The sequence below is a fragment of the Cochleicola gelatinilyticus genome, from assembly GCF_001637325.1.
In the GTDB taxonomy this organism is placed as follows: domain Bacteria; phylum Bacteroidota; class Bacteroidia; order Flavobacteriales; family Flavobacteriaceae; genus Cochleicola; species Cochleicola gelatinilyticus.
In genome coordinates this window covers 422959-444363 of the sequence record NZ_LRXL01000026.1, presented here as the reverse complement: position 1 = coordinate 444363, position 21405 = coordinate 422959, and the positions used below count along the sequence as shown (strand labels likewise).

General features: G+C 35.1%; 17 protein-coding genes and 1 tRNA gene. 9 read left to right on the top strand and 9 right to left on the bottom strand.

Annotated features, from left to right (window positions below; genetic code table 11):
- Nucleotides 1–78: 78 nt before the first annotated feature.
- A complete protein-coding gene (locus ULVI_RS03975) occupies nucleotides 79–1467 on the top strand; it encodes a cell wall anchor protein (protein ID WP_241780952.1) in 1389 nt (462 codons plus the stop codon).
- 58 nt (nucleotides 1468–1525) lie between these two features.
- Here ULVI_RS03975 and ULVI_RS03970 read toward each other — a convergent pair whose 3' ends face one another.
- On the bottom strand, nucleotides 1526–3706 hold the full coding sequence (locus ULVI_RS03970) for a M56 family metallopeptidase (protein WP_068589981.1): 2181 nt from the start codon (nucleotides 3704–3706) through the stop codon (nucleotides 1526–1528).
- 1 nt (nucleotide 3707) lies between these two features.
- On the bottom strand, nucleotides 3708–4073 hold the full coding sequence (locus ULVI_RS03965) for a BlaI/MecI/CopY family transcriptional regulator (protein ID WP_068589979.1): 366 nt from the start codon (nucleotides 4071–4073) through the stop codon (nucleotides 3708–3710).
- A gap of 196 nt (nucleotides 4074–4269) precedes the next feature.
- Between ULVI_RS03965 and ULVI_RS03960 the strand changes: the two genes are divergently transcribed.
- Both ULVI_RS03960 and ULVI_RS03955 read left to right on the top strand, forming a co-directional pair.
- The gene (locus ULVI_RS03960) at nucleotides 4270–4851 is read left to right on the top strand and encodes a PhnA domain-containing protein (protein ID WP_068589977.1); all 582 of its coding nucleotides are present in this window, start codon (nucleotides 4270–4272) and stop codon (nucleotides 4849–4851) included.
- Between the two features lie 15 nt (nucleotides 4852–4866).
- Nucleotides 4867–5694 (top strand): toxin-antitoxin system YwqK family antitoxin, encoded by an 828-nt coding sequence (locus tag ULVI_RS03955; RefSeq protein ID WP_068589975.1) that lies wholly within the window; start codon nucleotides 4867–4869, stop codon nucleotides 5692–5694.
- Nucleotides 5695–5809: 115 nt separating this feature from the next.
- On the opposite strand, the gene ULVI_RS03950 is transcribed toward ULVI_RS03955, so the two are convergent.
- Nucleotides 5810–7198, bottom strand: a complete 1389-nt coding sequence (locus ULVI_RS03950) for a dipeptidase (RefSeq protein ID WP_068591368.1) — start codon at nucleotides 7196–7198, stop codon at nucleotides 5810–5812.
- A 137-nt stretch (nucleotides 7199–7335) separates the two neighbouring features.
- Here ULVI_RS03950 and ULVI_RS03945 point away from each other — a divergent pair.
- Nucleotides 7336–7417 (top strand) — tRNA-Leu (locus ULVI_RS03945).
- Between the two features lie 223 nt (nucleotides 7418–7640).
- Nucleotides 7641–8777 (top strand): lanthionine synthetase LanC family protein, encoded by a 1137-nt coding sequence (locus ULVI_RS03940; protein WP_068589973.1) that lies wholly within the window; start codon nucleotides 7641–7643, stop codon nucleotides 8775–8777.
- Here the strand turns inward: ULVI_RS03940 and ULVI_RS03935 are convergent.
- The 6 genes from ULVI_RS03935 to ULVI_RS03910 are packed head-to-tail and all read right to left on the bottom strand — an operon-like array spanning nucleotide 8752 to nucleotide 17376.
- Nucleotides 8752–9300 carry an aspartyl/asparaginyl beta-hydroxylase domain-containing protein gene (locus ULVI_RS03935; protein WP_068589971.1) on the bottom strand — a complete coding sequence of 183 codons (549 nt, stop codon included), beginning with the start codon at nucleotides 9298–9300 and terminating at the stop codon, nucleotides 8752–8754. The two genes, ULVI_RS03940 and ULVI_RS03935, sit on opposite strands and share 26 nt — an antisense overlap.
- 31 nt (nucleotides 9301–9331) lie before the next feature.
- On the bottom strand, nucleotides 9332–9757 hold the full coding sequence (locus ULVI_RS03930; RefSeq protein WP_068589969.1) for a hypothetical protein: 426 nt from the start codon (nucleotides 9755–9757) through the stop codon (nucleotides 9332–9334).
- A complete protein-coding gene (locus ULVI_RS03925) occupies nucleotides 9754–11955 on the bottom strand; it encodes a peptidase domain-containing ABC transporter (protein ID WP_068589967.1) in 2202 nt (733 codons plus the stop codon). The genes ULVI_RS03930 and ULVI_RS03925 overlap by 4 nt, the downstream gene beginning before the upstream one ends.
- Nucleotides 11948–15154 (bottom strand): lantibiotic dehydratase, encoded by a 3207-nt coding sequence (locus ULVI_RS03920; RefSeq protein ID WP_068589965.1) that lies wholly within the window; start codon nucleotides 15152–15154, stop codon nucleotides 11948–11950. The genes ULVI_RS03925 and ULVI_RS03920 overlap by 8 nt, the downstream gene beginning before the upstream one ends.
- On the bottom strand, nucleotides 15144–16088 hold the full coding sequence (locus ULVI_RS03915) for an LLM class flavin-dependent oxidoreductase (protein WP_068589963.1): 945 nt from the start codon (nucleotides 16086–16088) through the stop codon (nucleotides 15144–15146). Before ULVI_RS03915 ends, ULVI_RS03920 begins: the two co-directional genes overlap by 11 nt.
- 13 nt (nucleotides 16089–16101) lie before the next feature.
- A complete protein-coding gene (locus ULVI_RS03910) occupies nucleotides 16102–17376 on the bottom strand; it encodes a lanthionine synthetase LanC family protein (RefSeq protein ID WP_068589961.1) in 1275 nt (424 codons plus the stop codon).
- 159 nt (nucleotides 17377–17535) lie between these two features.
- Between ULVI_RS03910 and ULVI_RS03905 the strand changes: the two genes are divergently transcribed.
- The 4 genes from ULVI_RS03905 to ULVI_RS03890 all read left to right on the top strand — a co-directional run bounded on the left by ULVI_RS03905 (nucleotide 17536) and on the right by ULVI_RS03890 (nucleotide 21396).
- Nucleotides 17536–18084 (top strand): hypothetical protein, encoded by a 549-nt coding sequence (locus tag ULVI_RS03905; RefSeq protein ID WP_157632564.1) that lies wholly within the window; start codon nucleotides 17536–17538, stop codon nucleotides 18082–18084.
- A gap of 30 nt (nucleotides 18085–18114) precedes the next feature.
- On the top strand, nucleotides 18115–18903 hold the full coding sequence (locus ULVI_RS03900) for a S41 family peptidase (RefSeq protein WP_068589957.1): 789 nt from the start codon (nucleotides 18115–18117) through the stop codon (nucleotides 18901–18903).
- Between the two features lie 140 nt (nucleotides 18904–19043).
- On the top strand, nucleotides 19044–19301 hold the full coding sequence (locus tag ULVI_RS03895; RefSeq protein WP_068589954.1) for a hypothetical protein: 258 nt from the start codon (nucleotides 19044–19046) through the stop codon (nucleotides 19299–19301).
- A gap of 61 nt (nucleotides 19302–19362) precedes the next feature.
- Entirely contained in the window at nucleotides 19363–21396 is a 2034-nt protein-coding gene (locus ULVI_RS03890; protein ID WP_157632563.1) for an ATP-binding protein, read from the top strand.
- Nucleotides 21397–21405: the final 9 nt, after the last annotated feature.

The following is a 21405-nucleotide window of genomic DNA, read 5'->3' as shown; positions in this document are numbered from 1 at the left end:
TAACAAAGTTTCGTCCTCAAATCTTAAGCTATGAGATATTTTGCCTATATACTATATATTTTTTTAATACCCTTTACGATGGGTGCACAAGTTGGAATTGGTACTACCAATCCACATCCGTCATCCATTATTGATATGACCTCTACCGAAGGGGGATTACTAACACCTAGAATGAATACTTTAGATCGTGTGGGTATTTCGAGTCCAGCCAAGGGATTGTTGGTGTTCGATACCGATTTAGATCAATTTTATTATTTTGATGGAACAGTTTGGACTCCCATTGGAGCAAACGATAAAAGAAACAATTATAAACTGGTAAAAGATATTTCTGATTTAGCTGACGAATTAGTCGCTGGGGGTGGCTCTAGGTATTTAATGAATGCTAATTATTTATATGAAATTAATGGTATCATAACGTTCGACTTTCCCATAGAAATGAATTCTTCTTATATAGAAGGGGTCGACGTAAGTGAAGATGTATTATATAATAATTCCGGTTCAACTTTATTTATTGGAACTACGGGAGGAAGTATGCGAAACCTTACAATTAACGCAAACGGAAATCAAATATTTAATATTACAGGATCGGGAGCTTCTAATATCATCTGTAACAGTATGATTTATCTAGGTGCAAGTTCCATTGGAAGCATAAGTGGAATGAATGTGGTTTATTTTAATGTATCGCAATATGTAGGGAATACTACGGGATTGTCTATGAGTAATATTTCTACTGCTTTTATGCAAAATGTCTTTTGGACAGCGTCTAATACAGGTACTTTTTTAACCCTAACCGGATCTATTACGAATTTTCAGGCTGCTAATGGAAGAATCGTTGTCGATAGTGGTGAAACGGGTGTAAATGTAAGTGGTAATCCGACGATTGTAAATTCTGCAGCCATTAGTGCCATTAGTTTTATTGGTGCTGGTGATCGGGTAAATGGATATACTTCGGGAAGTTATACCGGGTTTAATTTTACTAATGCATGGAACGTTCGATGCCAGGGAATACCAGAAGAAACAGATAACGAAGCAGCGGGAAATTTTTATAACACAAACACCCTTTCTACAGGTTTTACACAGTCTATTACTAATGGAACTGCACAGGAAATACAAGGGAACGGTACTTTTGCTGCCGATAAATTATTCCGTTTTAACGCAACAGGCGGAAACCGGTTAACCTACACAGGAGTGGATGCACGAAATTTTCAAGTGAGTGCTTCTGTGTCCTTGCGTGTAACCAATGCTGACACTAATTTTTATGCCGTAGTTCTTGCAAAAAACGGAGTTCTAGTAACCGAATCTAATGCCGTAGTATATATTGCTAACGATGCTCAAATCCAGAATGTCTCTATAAATAGTGTTGTATCTTTAGTTAGCGGAGACTTCATAGAATTATATGTGCAACGTCTTACCGGATCGGGTACAGATACTTTAGTGGTGTTTTCGGAAAATTTAAGTATTAAATAGACATATATAAAGAAAAAGAGCTTCGGTGATTTCGAAGCTCTTTTTCTTTTTTTACAAGTTACTCTTCCAGTTTAATACCCTTCTTCGAGATATTCACAATCGGATTGCTATTATTAAATGTCTGAGTTGAAATATTTAAATTCCGATTTTCTTTTATAAGTTCGATTGCTTTGTCTGATGAGATTCGCTTATTCTGATATAAAAATGCTGCGTTTTCTTTGGCCATTCTCACGATGTGATCAAGCGGATCTGTAGAGACTGGAGCAGGAGGTGGTGGTGGTGGCGGTAAAACCATTTTATTACTGTTATTTTTTCCAGTAGTTAAATATGCCCCTATCTGCTTATCTTTAGATTCACTCACAAAAAAATCATACTTCTTGGTTTTACCTACAAAGTCGATCGCCTTTTCTAACGTCACCACTTTGTCATTAATATAATAAGTCGTCTCTTTTTGGTTAAGATTTCGTAATCCTTTTTCAATTTCTGAAATGGAAAGATTCTCAGTTTTATAGACCGTGATTAAGGGACTCTCCGGTGCATGTGGAGGCGCTGGTGGAACTACAGCTGTAGGTTCTGAGGCTGGTGCAGGAGGCATTGGCGGTACAGGTTCCTTTGGTAGTTTTGGGAAATTGGGATACGGAGCTGCATTTTTGCGTTGCGCCACAGACATCAATCCGTATAAATACGTCAAGCGATCTATATCTCTTTTGTAAACTGTCATATTATTCGGATCCATCGCGTTATATTTTCTGGCTAACGTATTGTATTCAGCAAGTTGCTCCGGAGTTGCTTTCTGCTGTAACGGTTCGAATACAGGTATTTTAGCTTGTAGTTCCATAGCAGTAGTTTTAGAAAACACAGATTTTTTAAATGCGTTGTTTGCCTTGTCTATAAATTCACTCGAACTACTAGCAATAAGAATGGATGGATGCGCATTTTCATGATCGGTTTTTGACCAGTTTTCTGTGAGTGCATCCATATCTTCGGTTAAAGTTTCCAGAGAAGAGGTTCTCCCGTTAAGCATAATTTCATCTAAAGTAATCATAAGCACAAATGCTTTCTTATGGTTTCGAGCCGCCCCATTTAAATACTGTTGCGTGTAACCTTCTTGTAGTGGTGGCGTACACTCTGGAAAGGGTTGGGCTTCGTTTTTCTGAAGCGGAGACATTAGTCTATAGATGGTTTCTAACTTTTTTAATTCTGAAAGTGGCATCGTTCGATCTTCCGGATTTGCTTCAAAACGGGCATTCCAATACGACGCCATTTTGTTGTATGCCGTCAATTGTTCGGGTGTTACTTTTTCTTCGGAAACAATTTTTTCAGAATTCCTATCCGAAGCATTTATTTGCTGTACTTCTATAGCACTATCTGAAAAAGTTGTGACCGTCTTCGTACTACTGAAGCTGTACAATACAATACTTACTAAGGGAATAACCAAGAGGGTTCGAACCCACATGGCTCTTTGAGATGTTTGATGTTTCATAACTGTAAAACGTTTTTTGATTGATGAATAATTGATTGAATGTGCCATCGAAGGCGTTTGGACATTTGATGAGAATGCCAATACTAATTGTTGATAATGCTTTGCAGGAACCGACTGATTAAGAACAGATTGGTCTGCAAGAAATTCATGATTTAATTTAATGGCTTTTTTAATAAAATAGAGAAGGGGATTAAACCATAATACGATTTGTAAAAGCTCGAGTAGAATGACATCTATACTATGAAGTTGTCTTGCATGGGTTTCTTCATGCCAAAAAACCTCTTTCGGTATTGCTCCAGCATTATAACGTTCTTTATTAAAAAATATATGATTAAAAAATGTGTGCGGTATTATAGATTCGGTAAGCAGAACATGATACAAACGATTTTGACCGAACTTCGGATTTCGATACATCTTTCTAACAATATGATGTAGGTTCAAATAAAATCGAATGCTGAAAATTAAGACTCCAACTCCGTAGATACTCCAGAGTAGATAGGGGATGTAGTTTATTTTTTCTTCTAAAATAACTCCCGTACTTTCTATAGGCATCGAAGTGGCTAGTAATGACTCTTCCAAAGAAGGAATTTCTACATAATTGGTAAATGTAATTAACGGAATTAAAAGTGACGCTAAAAGACCTCCTAATAAATAATAGCGCTTAAACCTATGCAACGAACTGTTTTCAAGAAGTGCTTTATAAAAAACATAAAACACTAATAAACATGCGGCCGAATTTAAAAGATACCCTTCCATCTTATTTCTTTTTAATTTCTGAATCGATTAACTTTTTTAAATCTTCTAATTCTTTTTTAGTGAGATCGGTCTCTTTTGTGAAAAAGGAAGCAAATTGTGACGCCGAATCGTTAAAAAAGTTTTTAATAAGTCCGTTTACATGTTTCGAAAAATAAGCATCTTTCTTAACCAACGGAAAATATTCTCGTGAACGCCCTAACTTTTTATAATCAACAAAATTTTTGTCCTGCATTCGTTTTAAAAGTGTGGCAATGGTAGTTCCTGCAGGCTTTGGGTTGGGATAAGCTTCAATGAGATCTTTCATGACTGCTTTTTCCATACGCCATAGATGGTTCATTAATTCTTCTTCCGATTTAGATAATTTCATGAGATATATTCTTAATGCTCTACAAACATAGAGTAAAATTTTTAATTCTACAAGTGTAGAGTGTAATAAAGTTTTTAAATTCAAGCTTTTTAGTAAGTTATTTTTGTTTTCTTCGGAATACTACGTAGAAAGTTGTTAGCACAATCTTTTAAAAAAACAATCATGTTTTCAGCTACCTTTGCGTAAAATAATACTCATGAGTCTAGAAAGAGAAGTCTCGAAACGAGCAGAAAATAAATGTGAATTGTGTAGTTCGGTCGAAAAACTGAAGGTGTATCAAATTCCTGAAACCCCGGCACGAATTGAAGGAGCTGATGGCGCTATTTTAGTTTGCAACGTATGTGAATCGCAATTCGACGCGGAGGTGCGAGATGCCAATCACTGGCGTTGTTTAAACGATAGTATGTGGAGTACAGTACCTGCAGTGCAAGTAATGGCATGGCGCATGTTGCAACGGTTAAAATCTGAAGGCTGGCCGCAGGATCTTTTAGACATGATGTATATGGAAGAGGAAACAAAGGAATGGGCAAAAGCAGCGGGAGATGGTGTCGACACGAGCAATGCGTTAGTGCATCGTGATAGTAATGGGGTGGTGTTAGAAGCCGGAGATTCGGTGGTGCTTATTAAAGACCTAAAAGTTAAAGGATCGAGTATGGTCGCAAAGCAAGGTACTGCAGTACGGCGTATTTCTTTAGATCATGAAAATGAAAAATACATTGAAGGCAAAGTAGACGGGCAACAAATCGTGCTTATCACCGACTTTGTAAAGAAAACGTAATGTAAACTACGGAGTATGTTTTTTTCAAGAAGCACTAACATATGGCATGCTGCATTAATTACAATATTATTATTGGTAATTAATTCGGGTTATGCGCAAGAGAAAAAAAATACAACGCATTGGGACAATGGCAATCCTAAAGCTATTGGTTATAAAAACGATCAAGGTACGGCGATAGGGGAATGGACCTATTATAGAAAAGACGGGTCGATGGATGCCATCTTGAACTTTAATGATGAAGGAATTACAGAAGGTACTTTTAGTATGTTCTTTAAAAACGGACAGCTTCAAACGAAAGGAAGTTATTCGGGTGAAGGTTCTTATGAGATGGATGATGCCTATGAAGACTATTATAGCAATGGTCAGTTACGATCTAAAGGAACTTATAAAAAAAACAAACCTATTAACGAATGGATAAGGTATTGGGAAAATGGGACTCTTAAATCCCAAACAACCTATTCTGAAAGCGGAAATATTGAAAAAAACACAGAATATCATAAAAATGGTCAACTGCGTCTTGATGCAACGTATAACGAAAGCGGTGATTTTACGGGAAAGTTTGTTATGTATTACGACAACGGACAAATAAAATCTGAACAGGACTTTGATGCGATGGGGAATAAAACCGGTTGGTATACTGCCTATTTTAAAGATGGAACACTAAAAGAAAAAGGGGAATACTCCGGCGCCGATTATTTTCAGAAAAAAGGAATTTGGAACTCTTTTTACGAGGGCGGAAGTATTAAAAAGATAATTGAATACGATGGCAACGGAAAAAGAATCGGAGCTCCAAAATTATATGACGAACAAGGGAATTTAATTCCTCTTTCAACAAAAGACTAGGGCTTTCGGGTTAGGGATTGCAGCGGTTACCCCACAGCCGTCTTTTACGGCGAGGAGTAGTAGCGGAAAGCCCGACCTTCCCGATCGGGATCGGGAAGGGAACCTCCAAATAATATTACTTGTTCATCTTCGTAAAATGATGGTAGAATTGTGGAATGGTTTCAATACCTTTTAAATAATTCCATACGCCGAAATGTTCGTTTGGTGAGTGAATCGCATCACTATCTAAACCAAATCCCATTAAGATGGTCTTACTCTTTAGCTCTTTTTCGAACAACGCAACAATAGGAATACTTCCTCCGCTTCGTTGTGGAATTGGTGTTTTTCCGAACGTAGATTCGTAGGCTTTTTCTGCTGCTTTATAACCAGTACTTGTGATTGGAGTTACATATGCTTGTCCGCCGTGATGTGGCTTCACTTTCACAGTAACACCTTTAGGCGCGATGCTTTCGAAGTGCTCTTTAAAAAGTTGCGTGATCTTTTTCCAATCTTGATCGGGAACCAAACGCATGCTAATCTTGGCAAATGCCTGGCTGGCAATAACAGTCTTGGCACCTTCACCAATGTAACCACCCCAAATACCATTTACATCTAGTGTTGGCCGAATGGAATTTCGTTCATTGGTAGTATATCCTGCTTCACCGTACACATCCTCGATGGCTAAAGCTTTTTTATAGGCCTCTTTATTGAAAGGAGCTTCTGCCATTTTTGCTCTTTCTTCGGAAGATAATTCATCTACATCGTCGTAAAACCCAGGAATGGTAATGTGGTTATTTTCGTCGTGTAGCGAAGCAATCATTTTAGTGAGGACATTAATAGGATTGGCAACCGCACCACCATAGAGTCCACTGTGAAGATCGCGATTCGGCCCTGTAACTTCTACTTCTACATAGCTCAAGCCTCGTAATCCCGTTGTGATTGAAGGAACATCGTTAGCGATCATTCCGGTGTCGCTAATTAGTATTACATCGTTGGCAAGTTTTTCTCGATTGCGCTCTATAAACCAGCCGAGACTTTCGCTTCCTACTTCTTCTTCGCCTTCGATCATGAATTTCACGTTGCAGGGAAGTTGGTTGGTTTGGGTCATGTATTCTAATGCTTTAACGTGCATGTACATTTGTCCTTTATCGTCACAACTTCCACGGGCAAAAATTGCTCCTTCTGGATGTAATTCGGTTTTTTTAATGACTGGATCGAACGGTGGATTGTGCCAAAGATCTAACGGGTCTGGTGGTTGTACGTCGTAATGACCATATACTAAAACTGTAGGCAGGGATGTATCGATAATTTTTTCACCGTAAACAATCGGGTATCCGGGAGTTTCGCAGATCTCTACATGATCGCAACCTGCTTTTTTCAAGCTGTTTTTAACGACTTCGGCTGTTTTAATCACATCGCCTTTGTACGCAGAGTCGGCGCTAATGGATGGAATTTTAAGCAAGTCGATAAGCTCGTTTAAAAATCGTTGTTTGTGTTCTTGTATGTAAGGTTTTGCGTCTTTCATAGGTGTGAGCCCTTTTGGTACAGGGTAACTTTTTAAAAATTCGTCTTTTGTATTTTCACGAAGGTACGAAAGAGATGAATTTTTAATCGTTAAATAGTTTGTAAATTCTGAAAATCGATTATCTTTGCCGTCCCTAAGCGGATGTGGTGGAACTGGTAGACACGCTAGACTTAGGATCTAGTGCCGCAAGGTGTGCAGGTTCGATTCCTGTCATCCGCACAGAGCCTCTGAGAGATCGGAGGCTTTTTTTATGCTGTTTTTTTATACCTATAAGCAGGAATATTATACTGTGAAAACTTATTTCTAGTGCTTTTGTATGCTTCAAAGCGTATGGTTCTAGCTATATATTTGGAAAATGGGCTGGTTATTTAAAAGGATGAATCATTTCTAGTATATTACAGAGAGAAAATTCAAACTTTTTTTTGAAAATCATCTAGCCTATATGAATCAACAAACAGTAGCTTATTTAAAAGATCAACTTAGTAGTGCATTTAGAGAAACTATCCGGAATGATATTGGGATGGGGAAAGCAGGTGCTGTACTTTTTTTTTGGTATAGCTATCGGCAATTTAATAATGAGGAAGATCTTAAAACTTGTGCTACCCTTCTTGAGGAACTTTTGGAAAATCTAAATAAATCGTTGCAAAATCCTACCTCGTTTATTTTTGTTGAACTTACGGAAGTTTGTTATTTACTGTCTATACTTGAATCTTCTGATCTAAATAAGATTATTGCTCTCGATGAAATACGAAACGATTTAGAAAAGATTTTAAAAGAGACTACCTCAAAATTCATCACAGTTAAAAATCTAGATCCTTACAGTGGGGGTGGTTACATTTTTAATTATTTTGCAGACAATTATGACAAGGCCACCAGTGCTCTTTTTATAAATTTCATAAAAGAAAATTCCTATACAAATTCAAAAGAGAATTTAGTATTGTCTTTAAAAAAGGACGAACCAATTCAATTAGGAATCACTCACGGACTAAGCTTTATCGTGTTGTATCTTTCAAAAATAGCACCGTATACAGACCCAGACATTCTTCCTTTACTAGCGTCATTTTGTAGGACAATTGTTTCTCAAAGAAGAGCAAAAGATCACGAAGGATCTTTATTTAGTGAGTACTTAGAAGATGATCTGAAAAACTCTAAAATAAGTCTTTGCTATGGTGATCTCGGAATTTTTTACAGTCTCTATCGAGGATATGAGATTCTCGAGGATGACCAAAAAATGAAAGAACTTACTCCTTATATGATAAAAGAGGTAAATCGCTTAGAGGAATATTTTAAAAACACAGAGGACACCTCATTACTGTACGGCTCAGGAGGGGTTTTATTGTTGCTTTACTTTTTGAAACCATACGTACAACTCCCCGAACTAAATAGTTTATACGAAAAACAACTCGGTATATACAGGCAAAAGGTATTAACTACGCTAGCAGATTATTGTAATAAAAACACATTGCTAAGCAAAAAAGAATTGTCCTTTTCGCAAGGTATCTCTGGAAGTCTGATACTTCTAATGGGACTTGAACAAAACAACCTCTCTTCTGCTAAGCTGTTTTATCTAGATCATTAAATATTTTACTTCTGTGAAGGTCTATTAATAGGACAATTCGTTTTTCGTTAGTATGGTTCCAAGCTTCATGAATAAAGCTGTCATCGAAAATTAAAAACTCCCCTTCATTCCATTTTTTTTCTTTTCCATTCACTTTTAATTTACAGTCTCCCTGTGGAATAATTAATCCAAGGTGGCATCTTAAAACGTCATGCGGGCTTTTACGATCAAAATGAGGAAATATTTCTGTTCCCGGATTTAAGCTAGAGTAGGCAAGACTATAAATATAAGGCTCATATTTCTTGAAAAATGAAGTTAATACCGGACAGTGTTCCAAAATAGATTCATTCAATAACGTTTTGCCTTCATATCGGGTTCCAAGTACTTTCCATCCTTCATTGTAAATCTGCTTGCTTAACCATTCTAACAACATGTTATTTTTATAAATTTTCTCTGCTTCTTCTTTAAATTTTTCCGACTCTTTTTTAAAATCTTCTAATAAGGGATGTGTTACGTGCAGGTATTCTTCGTTTTGAATTTCCATATTTCAGTATTTAAAATTATTTATATTGATTTTATTTTTTTGAAAGTGTAAACAGATTTTCGTATAATTTTTCATGTGATTTTTCTTGATAAAAAAGTTTTGCAAACACTTTTTTACGGTGTATGTTTTCTGCTGAAAGACTGGGAACACTCATTTGAATCCAGGTATTCTGATTTTCAACTTTTATTGATTTAAATTCTGCGAAGTAATTTTCGTCTTCAACAATGAGCTTTACACTTGCCGATGCATCTTTTTCGATGACAGAGATAACAGTATCTAATCTAACACGCCACATTCCTTCTTGTAGTTCTTCCATTTCTGAAACCTGAACAAAATTCACGGAGTGTTTTACTCCATTTGTATTCAGAATAAAAAGTAATAGAAATACTATAAAACCCGCATACAGGAGAATAGCAGTTACTAATAATCGGGTGGGTTTATTTTCTATATCTCTCATAAGCTAACAGGACTTAATTGTTGTTGAACTAAATGATAATACCTGCCTTTTTTATCTATTAAAGCTTCATGCGTTCCGGTTTCAATAATTTGCCCATGATTAAATACCATTATTTTATCTGCATGCCGTACGGTGCTTAATCGGTGAGCCACCAAAATCACTGTTTTTTCCTTTGTATGCTTTTTAAGATTATTCATGATGTTAGTTTCTGTTTCAGAATCGAGAGCATTTGTAGCCTCATCGAACATAAGGATTTCAGGATCTCTATAAACAGACCTCGCAATTAGAATGCGCTGTTTTTGTCCTTGACTTAATCCTTTTCCATCGTTTCCTATTACGGTATTATGTTTTAATGGAAGTCCATCTACGTAAGAATCCATTTCTGCTATTTGAAGCGCTCTTATAAGTTTTTCTTTTTTATAGGGGGCTCCCATGGTAATGTTATGTGTTATAGTGTCTGAGAATATAAAATTGTCCTGCAAGACAACGCCACAATACCTTCGCCAAATATCTATATCGAGATCTCTCAACTCAAGACCATCGGCATGTATAGACCCTTTATAGTCTGAATAATACCCTAACAATAATTTTAAAATGGTGGTCTTTCCGCTTCCGCTTGTTCCTACTAAAGCAATAGTTTCACCTTTTTTAATTGTCATATTGATATCTTTTAAGGTAAAGTTGGAACCTTGTCCTCGGTGGTGAAAATTGAGATCTTTAAACGTAATGTTATTGGTAAACCCTTTCGGGATAAGCTGTTCGTCGTTTGTTTCTTCTTCGCTATCCCATAACTCATAAATTCGATCCATACTTAATTTGGCTTCAACTCCTTTTATTACAGACATTAAAATTTGTTGTACCGGACTTACCAGTTGACCAATAATAAATTCAATAGATAGCATGGCTCCCAACGTTAATTGATTGTTGAGGATGAGCCTTGCAGAATAATATAGTATAACGATTTGAGCCGCTTGATACAAAAAGGCTGCTCCTGTTTCTTGAATTTGATTAATTCGCAATGACTTAAAAGAAGTATTGATATAATCACGTTGATTTGCATCCCATTTATTAAACAGAAAACGATGAGCCCCATAAATTTTAAGGTCCTGGATTCCGTTTATCACCTGTATTAATATCGTCTGGTTTTGAGAATTTACTTCAAATCGTTCCCAATCTATTTTTTTTCTTGCATTCAGAAAAATAAGAATCCAGCTTACATAAAGTACGGTAGCTCCCAGAAATAAGAAAAAGAATATTTTATTGAAGATTAAGAGCACACACGAGAAAACAATTATTGTTAGTGTAGATATTATCACGTTTAAAACAGACTTTGTAATAAAAAGTTCTAACCGTTGATGATCTCTAATTCGTTGTAATAAATCTCCAATTTTTCTGTTTTCAAAAAAAGGAATGGTTAAACGAAAAAGTTTCCTTAGAAAATTAGAAAGTAGCGAATAATTTATTCGAACACTTAAATGTTGTACTACATAATTTCTAATTATTTCAAATCCCGCTTTACTAGCCATTAATACGGCTTGCCCCAATAATAAATATTGGATCATCTGCAAGTCGCCACTTTTAATCCCAATATCTACGACATTCTTAGTAATAAATGGAGTGACAAATTGAATCGACATTAACGCCAGTAATCCGAAAAGGATCACTAAGAAATACCGTTTCTTTTCACGTAAATGTGAATATATAAATTGGAGTTTGGGGATTTTAGAGGAGCTATCTTCCTCTAAAGATTTAAATTCTTCTGTAATTTTTAAAATCAGTACATAACATTCTTTATCTTCTTCATTGAGAATACTTTTTCTGAAAGCACGTCTGTAAAATTCATCGTAATCAACTTTTACCATTCCTCTAGATGGGTCGGCAATCGTTACCTTGTTTTTCCCAATGGCATACACCACTACAAAATGATTAGAATTCCAATGAACAATTACAGGAAGTTTGGAAGTCAGAAGTCGGAGTTGCCCAACGTTTTGAAGTCGCTTACCACTAGCTTTCAGCTTTAATTTTTCGGCTGTTTGTTTTATAGCAGCTAACGATACCCCGACCGATTCTATCTCTGTTAGAGAACGTAATCGCTTGGTGGAAATACGTTTGCCGTAGTATTTACAAACCATTCGCAAGCACGTAATACCACAATCTATAGCACTTTTTTGCCGATAAAGGGGCCATCTTTTAAACATGGCTTTCTAGCTTTTCTTTTTTCTTGGCAAGTGCATTTCTTTTCCCCACCTTCATTCTGTAATAATTTTCAAGAACAGAATAAATAAAATACTCATGTTTGCGATTTTTAGCAGGTAAATACCGCAGTAAAAACATATGAATAAAGCTTATGAGTAGGCGGTATTTCTTTTCTTTTGAAATTGTTTCATACACTGTATCAACTAATTCATTCATCTCATTCTCAAAAGCAGAGAATAACTGGTTAATTTCTTTAGACCAAAAAGTGTTATTAGTTTCTTCTAAAGCTTCTTCTATAGTAGATTGATAGTGTTTGTATTTGTTTAAAAGCTTTCTTCTTTGGGTTTTGTTAGCACTAAATTCTGTAGCAAAATGTTCTCTGTTTAATTCTGAAAACCACTTTTTACCGTCTAGATTTAGTGAAAATGCATTCATGTAGCTTTGGCAGACTTTAAGCGCTAAAAGCCAATAAAAGTCTTTGTTTTTTGAAGTTTCCACTATCTGTGAAAATCGCAGCGACCAAGTACTGTCTAAGTCAAAAACTTGCTCTGCAGCCTCAATAAGCTCACTTCCGCCATACCGCTCTAATTCGCGCTCGTAGGTGTCGATCTGAATTTTCCTGATAATTTTAGATTCTACGAGATCCTCCAAAGATTCGTAAAAGTGATTTATAATTGTACCTATAAATGATAGGTTTGTCACTCTAAAACGCACCCGAATGTGAGTGTCCGGATCGGAATAATTTATATAGAACCAACGGTCAATCCATTCATTTTCTTTAGCCATTTCCACAATTCTGGCTAGTTTATTTCTTACTTTTTGTCGGCTATGCAGTCCGGTGTAAATTTTAAAATAAATCCATTCTGAGCCAGGTAAAAAGGTACGTTTGCCTTCATCCAATTCAAAATTCAATTTTTCTTCTGAAGGAATACTTTCCAGCAAAGACATATTCTTAAATGGAATAATGAGTTCGTGAAAATAGGTTCCAGCTTCATTACTAACGATCCCTTTTTCAGTGTCTGAAAATGGGTTCTCTTCAATAATTATGACACCCTTTTTTTCAATTTCTTCTGTAAATAAGATATACGAAGCCTTAGGAGTTTTATTGAAATCAAGAAACAATCTATTATCTCCAGATTTTATAGAAAAGGACATCGGAAGTTTTTTCTCTGTGAGATACGCCTTCAGTTTTTCTAGACGCTCTTCTGTAGGTTGCATCCATAGCCAGTCGTAGTCTTTCTTTAAAAGTTTCCAAGTAGCCAAGCGAAAAATGTAATTTTCAAAACTAATTCTTGGTACATGATCTAACAACTTTGTAATGGGCCCTAAATGCAAACTCATATACGAAGTTTCTTGATCCGATTCATTTTGTATGTCGCTTAAAAATCGATATACAGGCAGTGTATCTTTATTAAAATTATGGGCATTGGAGAGCATTGGTATAATTTGCAGATCTTTCGTAGAATCGAGCACTTGAAATTTACCATTATGGAGACGAATGTGCAGATCGTGTACATTTATAAGCCGCTCTTTGTTTTCAGTATTTGATTTTGTGATGTAAGGAATTTCGAAATCACGAAACTTATTTCTGGCGGTGATATTTCCAATACGTGGACTGGCGAGATGATTTAATTCTGCAAGAACTTTGTTGTTGGGAAGGCAATCTTGCTCATGTTGCGCAATTTCTTCCACTATTTCATTTATTTCGGGACTTACACTTGAAAACCTCCCCAAGATGGTGGCTGCAGAGTCTGATCCCCAACTTCTAAAGTTGATTAATGGGTCATTTTTTTGCTGCGGAATCATTTGTACAAAAGCGACTAGACTAGCCGGAATTTTAGATTGATCGAATGAGAATGTATTAATCTCATTTTTGGTAAGCGCTACTGAAGTTTTATTCTCTATAGCTTTCACCATCTTTTTAAACAAAAAGTAGTGAATTCGGTTATCCCATTTAAAAGTGTCAAAATCTTTTTGTCGGGAACCAACCGGAATGTCATCAACAATCGGGGAATGAAACAACTGGTTGTCTGAAAACTTTCCGTAGTTAAGCCCCGATTCCGGATCTAGTAAATCGACCAACCGAACACATTGCGTACCATACCGATCGATGAAATTTTTCTTAAAAGCAGAAATTTTATCGTTTTGTTGTACAGCTGAAGCTAATTGAAAATATGCTTTCATTCCTTTTTTTACATTCCAGACATCATTTTTTTCCAAGTTTGCATTGGTGTGTCTTGAAACCGCATCTATTTGAATGAAATGCTTGGTATTCTTTATGTTATGTTTTTTGAAGTTCTTTCGAATTTTTCGATACTGTTTTGGACTCACTGTATCTGCTCCAATTTTCTGTAATTTTTGGTGGGTAGTGGTTAATTCAGAAATAATGGATTGCAATGAAGCGCTACATTGCATTTTGTCAAGCTTTGAAAAAATTTCAAGTAAATGTGTATCATAAGAATTGTCACTTACAATTAAGGGTTCGAGTTCAGAAAGTAATATTTTAGAATCGATAAGATTGTGGATAAACTCTGAAGCACTATCACTATCTATATTTTCATCCGTAAGGGATTTCAGTAAGGTTTTATAAGAAGCACCTTCACGCGCCAAAGCTATAAGTGCATCTAAATATTCATTTCTCTTTATATTGGTTAAAATGTGTTTTCGTCCTTTCGCCGTTTTCTGAAATTCAACGTATCGATATTCTTTTCCCTGAGCATACAAGGAATTATTTGTAAAGTATAAGAAGAGTTTGCGGTCTTCCTTGTTGGATAAAATGCGATCTTTAATTTGATCCAAAAACGCTATATCCAGACGGGCACTTCTTTGAAATGTATTTTGTTTTTGAGGATTTATTTGTGTTTTTTCTTGATTAATGGTTCCAACACCACAAGCTCCGAATAATCCGAAAGGAGTCGCTCTTGTACAAATTCGATTGATGTATCGTATGGAAGAATAACGAAAGCTATCCATCCGTTTTTTATTCTTAGCGATGTACTCTGTGTCTTCCAGAAAACGTTTCATTTCTCTAAAGAAGTCCGGAGAGGCTACATACAAAGCCTCTTGCATTTCTTTCTGACTAAAAAAATCTTTTATATAGGTGTCTATATCTTCATATGCTCCGGAAGCAAACCATTGATCAACGGGTTGGTTGGGAATTCTATAAACAAACTTTTGTAAAGGTTCAATATCAAACTTCATGATTCACTTTTTTATGGTTAGAAAGTATTAGTTTTTCGCTCAAAGACTCGAGTCCGTTGATGCGTTCAGAATTCAATGGATTTGCATCGTGAAAGATAAATTCATCGACTCCGAAATTTTCTTGGTGCTCCAGAAGTACATCTTGAAATTTACTAGCAGGGCCTAGTATGGCATTATGAAAATTTTTGTAGCCTGACATGGAAGCCAATTTTTGCGCTTCTTTTTCAGAAGGAGCACAGATTCCTGTAAACGCTACCGATGCTTTAGGGGTATATCCGTATCGATTTCTGAATTCACTTTTGTACCGTAGTACTTCTTCCTTTTGATAATTCATACTTTCTTTTTTATGAAAAATCGACTTTGAAATATTTAATTTTGAGGATAATGCCTTGTCAACCTTGTTGAATGAACTGCTCAATAAGAACATTTCCGGAACACGACCGCGATACGGCGGAATAATTATTTTATCACGTTCAGCGACCATATCTTCTGCATAAAAGAAATCGTGAATTTCTTTCATTTTTCGTTCTACAGTATCAGGTTTCTTTTCAAAATCTTGTTGGCTTAATAATTGAGAAATTTTTAAGGGAGGTGTTCCAGCCGCAAATCCCAGATCTACTCTGGATGGAAATAAATTTTCAAGCATTTTAAAGTTGGTGGCTATCTCATAAGATGAGTAATAGTTAATTAAGACTCCTGCCATTCCAATATTAATTCTTTCAGTTTCACATAAAAGCATTGGTAGTAGCATTTGCGGACTTGACCACGCTTCAGAAGAAGAGAAATTATGATGTTCTGCAAGCCAAAACCTTGAAAATCCAAGCTTGTCTGCTGCAATAGCATAATCGATAACATCCAATACTTTTCCCATACTGCTGTATTCTGTATTACGTTTACCAAAGTCGAGTAAGCCGAGTGATATTTTGTTGTTCATAATTTTTAAATTTTTAGTGAAGTAGAAATAAATCGTTCCAGGCGCTTGCCTTTTGATCGTGACGCGATAGTAGCGTTAAAATAACTCCCGCTCTACCATTAAGAAGGCAGTTTTTCGAGGTGTTTAGAATCACCTCCAGTTGTTCGTCGAGTACTGAAAGCGTGTCTATAAGAAGTGTGTTACTAGCCTCTTTATATCTTACATCGCCTGTTTTTTTGTAGAGTTGAAAAAACATGTTTGATACTCCTGCAGAGCCGTGACAGAAAAAAGCATTTTTAATTTTAGATTTTTCAGGAGTGATTCGCTTTGCTGCTTCAAGACCAATATAATTTGCTTTTTCTAACAGTTCTTTTTTGCCAAAAACCTCATATAATTTTAAGAACATAATGGCGTAGTTGAGGTCCCCATAACACCAAGCAAGGCGAGAGTCATAAAATGCTAAATTCTCTGGATCATCTGCCGGAATGTCTTCGATAATACTAACCGGGTACATGCCTCTATATCCTGTAGTTTTGGAATCTTTAAAAGATTGCTCGAAATAGCGAAGTCCTTGCTCAATGATATGCTTACACGTTTCTTTTTCAATTCCTTTTTGATATGCTTCTGCAATAATGATTAAATGACCTGCAAGACCATGAGCTAGACCTAGGTCATATTCTTCGGGTTTGCGCTCTAATAAGACTGTATTTCGCATGCGCAACCCTTTGTCATCTATCTTTGCGTTTTCTAAATAAACAGTGATCATTTTAGAAACACGTTCACGGTTATGAGGGAAACGAATTCTTTTCAAGAAATAATAAAGAACTCCCATGCCCCCATGTAAAAAATCACTTTTTTCAACACGTAATGATTTAAGTCCCATTTCATAAAGAAAGGTTTCGATCTCTTCAAGGCCTTCTGCATATTCTTTTTCCACAAACCCTTGATCGACTAAATGTTCTAATAAATAACATACTCCTGCAAGTCCATTGCAAAATGAAAACATATTAGATAGTTGAAAGGTTTGATTGTTTAGGTTCTCAATACAAAAGTCTAAGAGTGACTCGGCTTTTTTGGTAATTTCATTAGATGCTGTAAAACGACCTACGTAAAAACCACATAGAATTTTGCCGGAGGTTCCGGAAATAAGCCCCATGTTTTTCTTTTTTTCCTCATCATTTGTATCCCAGTCTCTAAACATTTCTAAAATATGTGACTGAATACGATCTTTTAATGTCGTTTCTATATTTCTAAAATCATCCTCTTTAGCGAATCGATATTTAGAGTTATTTTCTAGGGTTTGCAACATGCTGATTTTGTTTAGGATAAAACTATTTATTATCCTAAAGAATCTTTTTGGTGTTTTACACCCTTCTGTTACGGTTAAACCGTAGATATGCGTGTCGCAGGTTAAAACTTCAGAATTATTCTGTAGTTTGGTACTAATTAATATGGATTTAGATGTAAAATGATGATTGAACAACCGAAGAGCAGGCACCCAAAACTAGAAGATTTTTCGTACCCTTTACGAACTATTTCGAATGGATACACCTTTGTGACCAAATATGGAAATGAGATCGATCTAACTTTTTCAAAAGTGGGATTTTCATTAGAAGATATTATTTATTATCCCGAAGCTGATATTGATATTTATGAGTTTCAATTTGAAAGAAGAAAGTTTATTTCAAAAAAACACGATATAAAAGTATCACTTACAATTTTAAAGGGTGCTATTGAATATTTAAATAAAAACCGAGTTCTCTTTTTTACAGCAGATAGTCCTACTCAAAAAGACTTAGAACTATTTAAGCTATACGACCGGTGGTATGAAAAATATGTAAATAAAAAATACGTAACAAAACTAAATCGCATTGTTCATCTTGGTACAAACAATATTTATTTCTCCTGTTACATAAGGGATGATTTTATCTTTAGTAAAAATAAAGTGAATTCATTGTTTGATATTTTGTTGTTGGAAATTTACCCTAGATCAACCCTTTCAGAATTCAATATTTAAAATCATAAGGTTTATTAGAAAGTATAATATATGTTAGAGAATGATTTTAAATACATTACCTTATTTATTGAAAATAACTATCCAGGATTTCAAATTGCTATTCGAGAAAAAGGGATGCCAGCTTATAATGCTCTTAAATCGGAAGTAGAAATCTGGATATCACAAAACCCCGACGCAACTTCTACGCAATTTTTAAAAGCTATAAAGCCATATCTCTCCTTTTTTAAAGACAAGCATTTAAGAGCTTACGATCCTGAAACAATAGATGAAAAGGGATATTTTGAAAACATAAAAGAAGAAAAAAAACCCAAAATTAATCTTATAAAAGGCTATAAAAAAGGTGTTTGTTGTCTTACAATTCCTAGTTTTAATCTTAGGTTATGGAAAGAACTTGATGCCGTATATACTATTCTTCCAAAAGTAGCTAAGAATAAAGATCTTATAATCGATCTTCGGAATAATTCGGGAGGAGGAGAACGAATGTATAAAGAACTCTTACATATTCTGAAAAAAAGAAATGCAGATCAGACTGTTTTATTAATAAATCGAAATTGCGCAAGCGCTACCGAAGCATTTATTTTTAAGGCCTCTAAATTTAAAAAAGTTCTTTCGATGGGAGAGAATACAAATGGCCAGTTTGCGTATGGAGAAATAAAAAGAAATGTAACACCCCACTTAGGCATAGTTATTCTGATTCCCACAAAGGTTTATAAACAATGGTTGCCATATGAATATATAGGTTTAGCTCCAGATAAACATGTCGATACGAAGACGAGCATGAGCTATGCTTTAGAGTATCTAGAAGCATTGTACAATTAATAGTCTAAAAATGGTAAGGAAAAACCTTTTCAAGATTAAAATTACGACTTTCACATAAGGGAATTACGGTATTTACATACATCAATACTTTAGGCTATATGTAGTTTTACAATAGTATTAACAAACAAAACAATTATATTATGAAATTATTTTATGTCGTTGTATCATTATTGATTTCCCTGCCCTTAGTCACTTCTTGCGAAGCTGATTCTCTCGAAGAAGAACAGTTGCTAGATAAAAATATTGATAAAGAAGTTTTTCAAAACCTAAAAGATAATCCAAAAACACAATACAGTTCTCGTGAAGAAGATTCGACAGATACTTCTGACCCACAACGAGACCCAGATACTGGAGATCAAGGAAATCCAATCGACGAAGGTCATGATGATGACGATTAAAACAGATTGATTACCATACAATTTTGCTTTTTCTTATCTTTAAAAAAAAGCTTATTGATTGGTGTCTCGACTATTTTTTATACTTACTTGCTCGTTTTTCTTCATACAATGTGATACAGAAGAGGAAGAGAGAGAAATTCAGTTTAGTTCCGAAAACTATAAAATTGCGGAAGTCTCTAAATTGTTAAATACATCACCTAGGAACTATCCAACATCTTCTACAAAGATGTTGGATAGTGCATATCAAATAACAAATGAAATTCTAGAAGATTCCGTTAGGCTTGAAAAATTATCTGATATTTCATATGCGTACTATAAAATTGGAGATTCAGCTAAATTTAGACAGGGGAACCGTCGGGCGAGGCGTTTAGCGCAAACTCTTAAGGATACCAATAAATTAGCAAGATTGCATTGGGATCTAGGAAATTTTTTTTACGGCTCTGTATATAAAGACAGTGCTTTCTACCACTATTCTAAATCTGAACGTCTATATAGAAAGACAAATAATATGTTTTATGCGGGAAGAATGCAGATTAATAAAGCTATTATTCTTACTGCTATTGGTGATTACACGGGAAGCGAAATTGCTACATTTTCAGCTCTAAAAACATTACAGCCATTAAAAAAGTATAATCAAATATATCGATGTTATAACAACCTGGGTATTGTTAATAATGAATTGGAGCAGTATGAAAAGGCGTTGTATTATCATGAAAAAGCACTAGAAGTTCAAGATAAAATTTCGAAAGATAATTTTTTTGAAACCAATTCGATAAATAATATTGGAGTTGTAAAAAGAAATCAAAAAAAGTTTAAAGAGGCTCAATTCTATTTTAAAGAAGCATTAAATATTGATAGCCTTTATGTTAAAAATCCAAAATTATATGCGATGGTCTTGGATAATTATTACTACAGCACCTTTAAAAATGGAGAAGAAAAAGGTGTATTGGAGGGACTTCAAAAAGCACTGAAAATTCGTGATAGTATTAATGATTTTTTTGGAATTTCGATAAACCAGCTTCACTTAGCAGAGTATTTGGTTCGCAAAGAAGATACGTTGCAGGCATTAGATAAAACAATGAGCGCATATGATGTAGCCAAACAATCTGAAAACTTTAGAGATGTTCTCTCCTCGTTACTTTTATTATCAAAACTAAAGCGTGATCAAACTTCAGAATTTCTCACCGAATACATTACTCTAAAAGATTCATTACAGAAAGCAGAACGAAGAGAGCGCAATAAATTTACAAGAATAGCTTACGAGACCGAGCAATTTAAACAGGAAAACGCAACTTTGGAAAATCAAAAGGCTTTATTAATTAGTTTAATAATATCATTTGTGGTGGTAGCTTTTTTAATTGTTACCACGATCATGAACCGTTTAAGAAATAGATCGTTGTTGTTTAAACAAAAAGAGCAAAAAGCAAATGAAGAAATATATACACTCCTCTTATCTCAGCAATCAAAAATGGAGCAGGGTCGCTTACAAGAGAAAGAACGAATTTCTGAAGAATTACATGATGGCATATTGAACAAACTCTTTGGACTGAGGCTTAGTCTCGATAGTTTAAATAACCGGGATGATATTGAAGCTGTAAAACAACGGAAGCAAATCATTGATGAAATGATGGTTCTTGAAAAAGAAATCAGGGAAATTTCACATGAGCTTTCAGTTGGAGAAAACCTTCTTGACGTAGGATTTGATTTGCTAATTACTGAATTAGTTAAAGAAACTAGTAAAATAAGCGAATTACCCTATGAACTTGTCATCGATGAAGAAATACAATGGAATGAAATTAATAATTATATAAAAATCAATGTATATCGTATCATTCAAGAATCATTTCAAAATATTATTAAACATGCCGAAGCTACTTCTTTTCAATTATACCTTACTCTAAAGGGGAGTAACCTTGAAGTAATTGTAAGTGATACGGGCAAAGGTTTTGATATCGAAAAAAAGAGAAATGGTATTGGAGTAAAAAACATGACAGGTCGTATCAAGAAAATGGATGGAACGATTTCATTTAGCTCTCGAAAGGGAGAAGGAACTGTTATAACATGTATGATTCCAATTCAAAAAGAAAAAAATTGATTCCCTAAA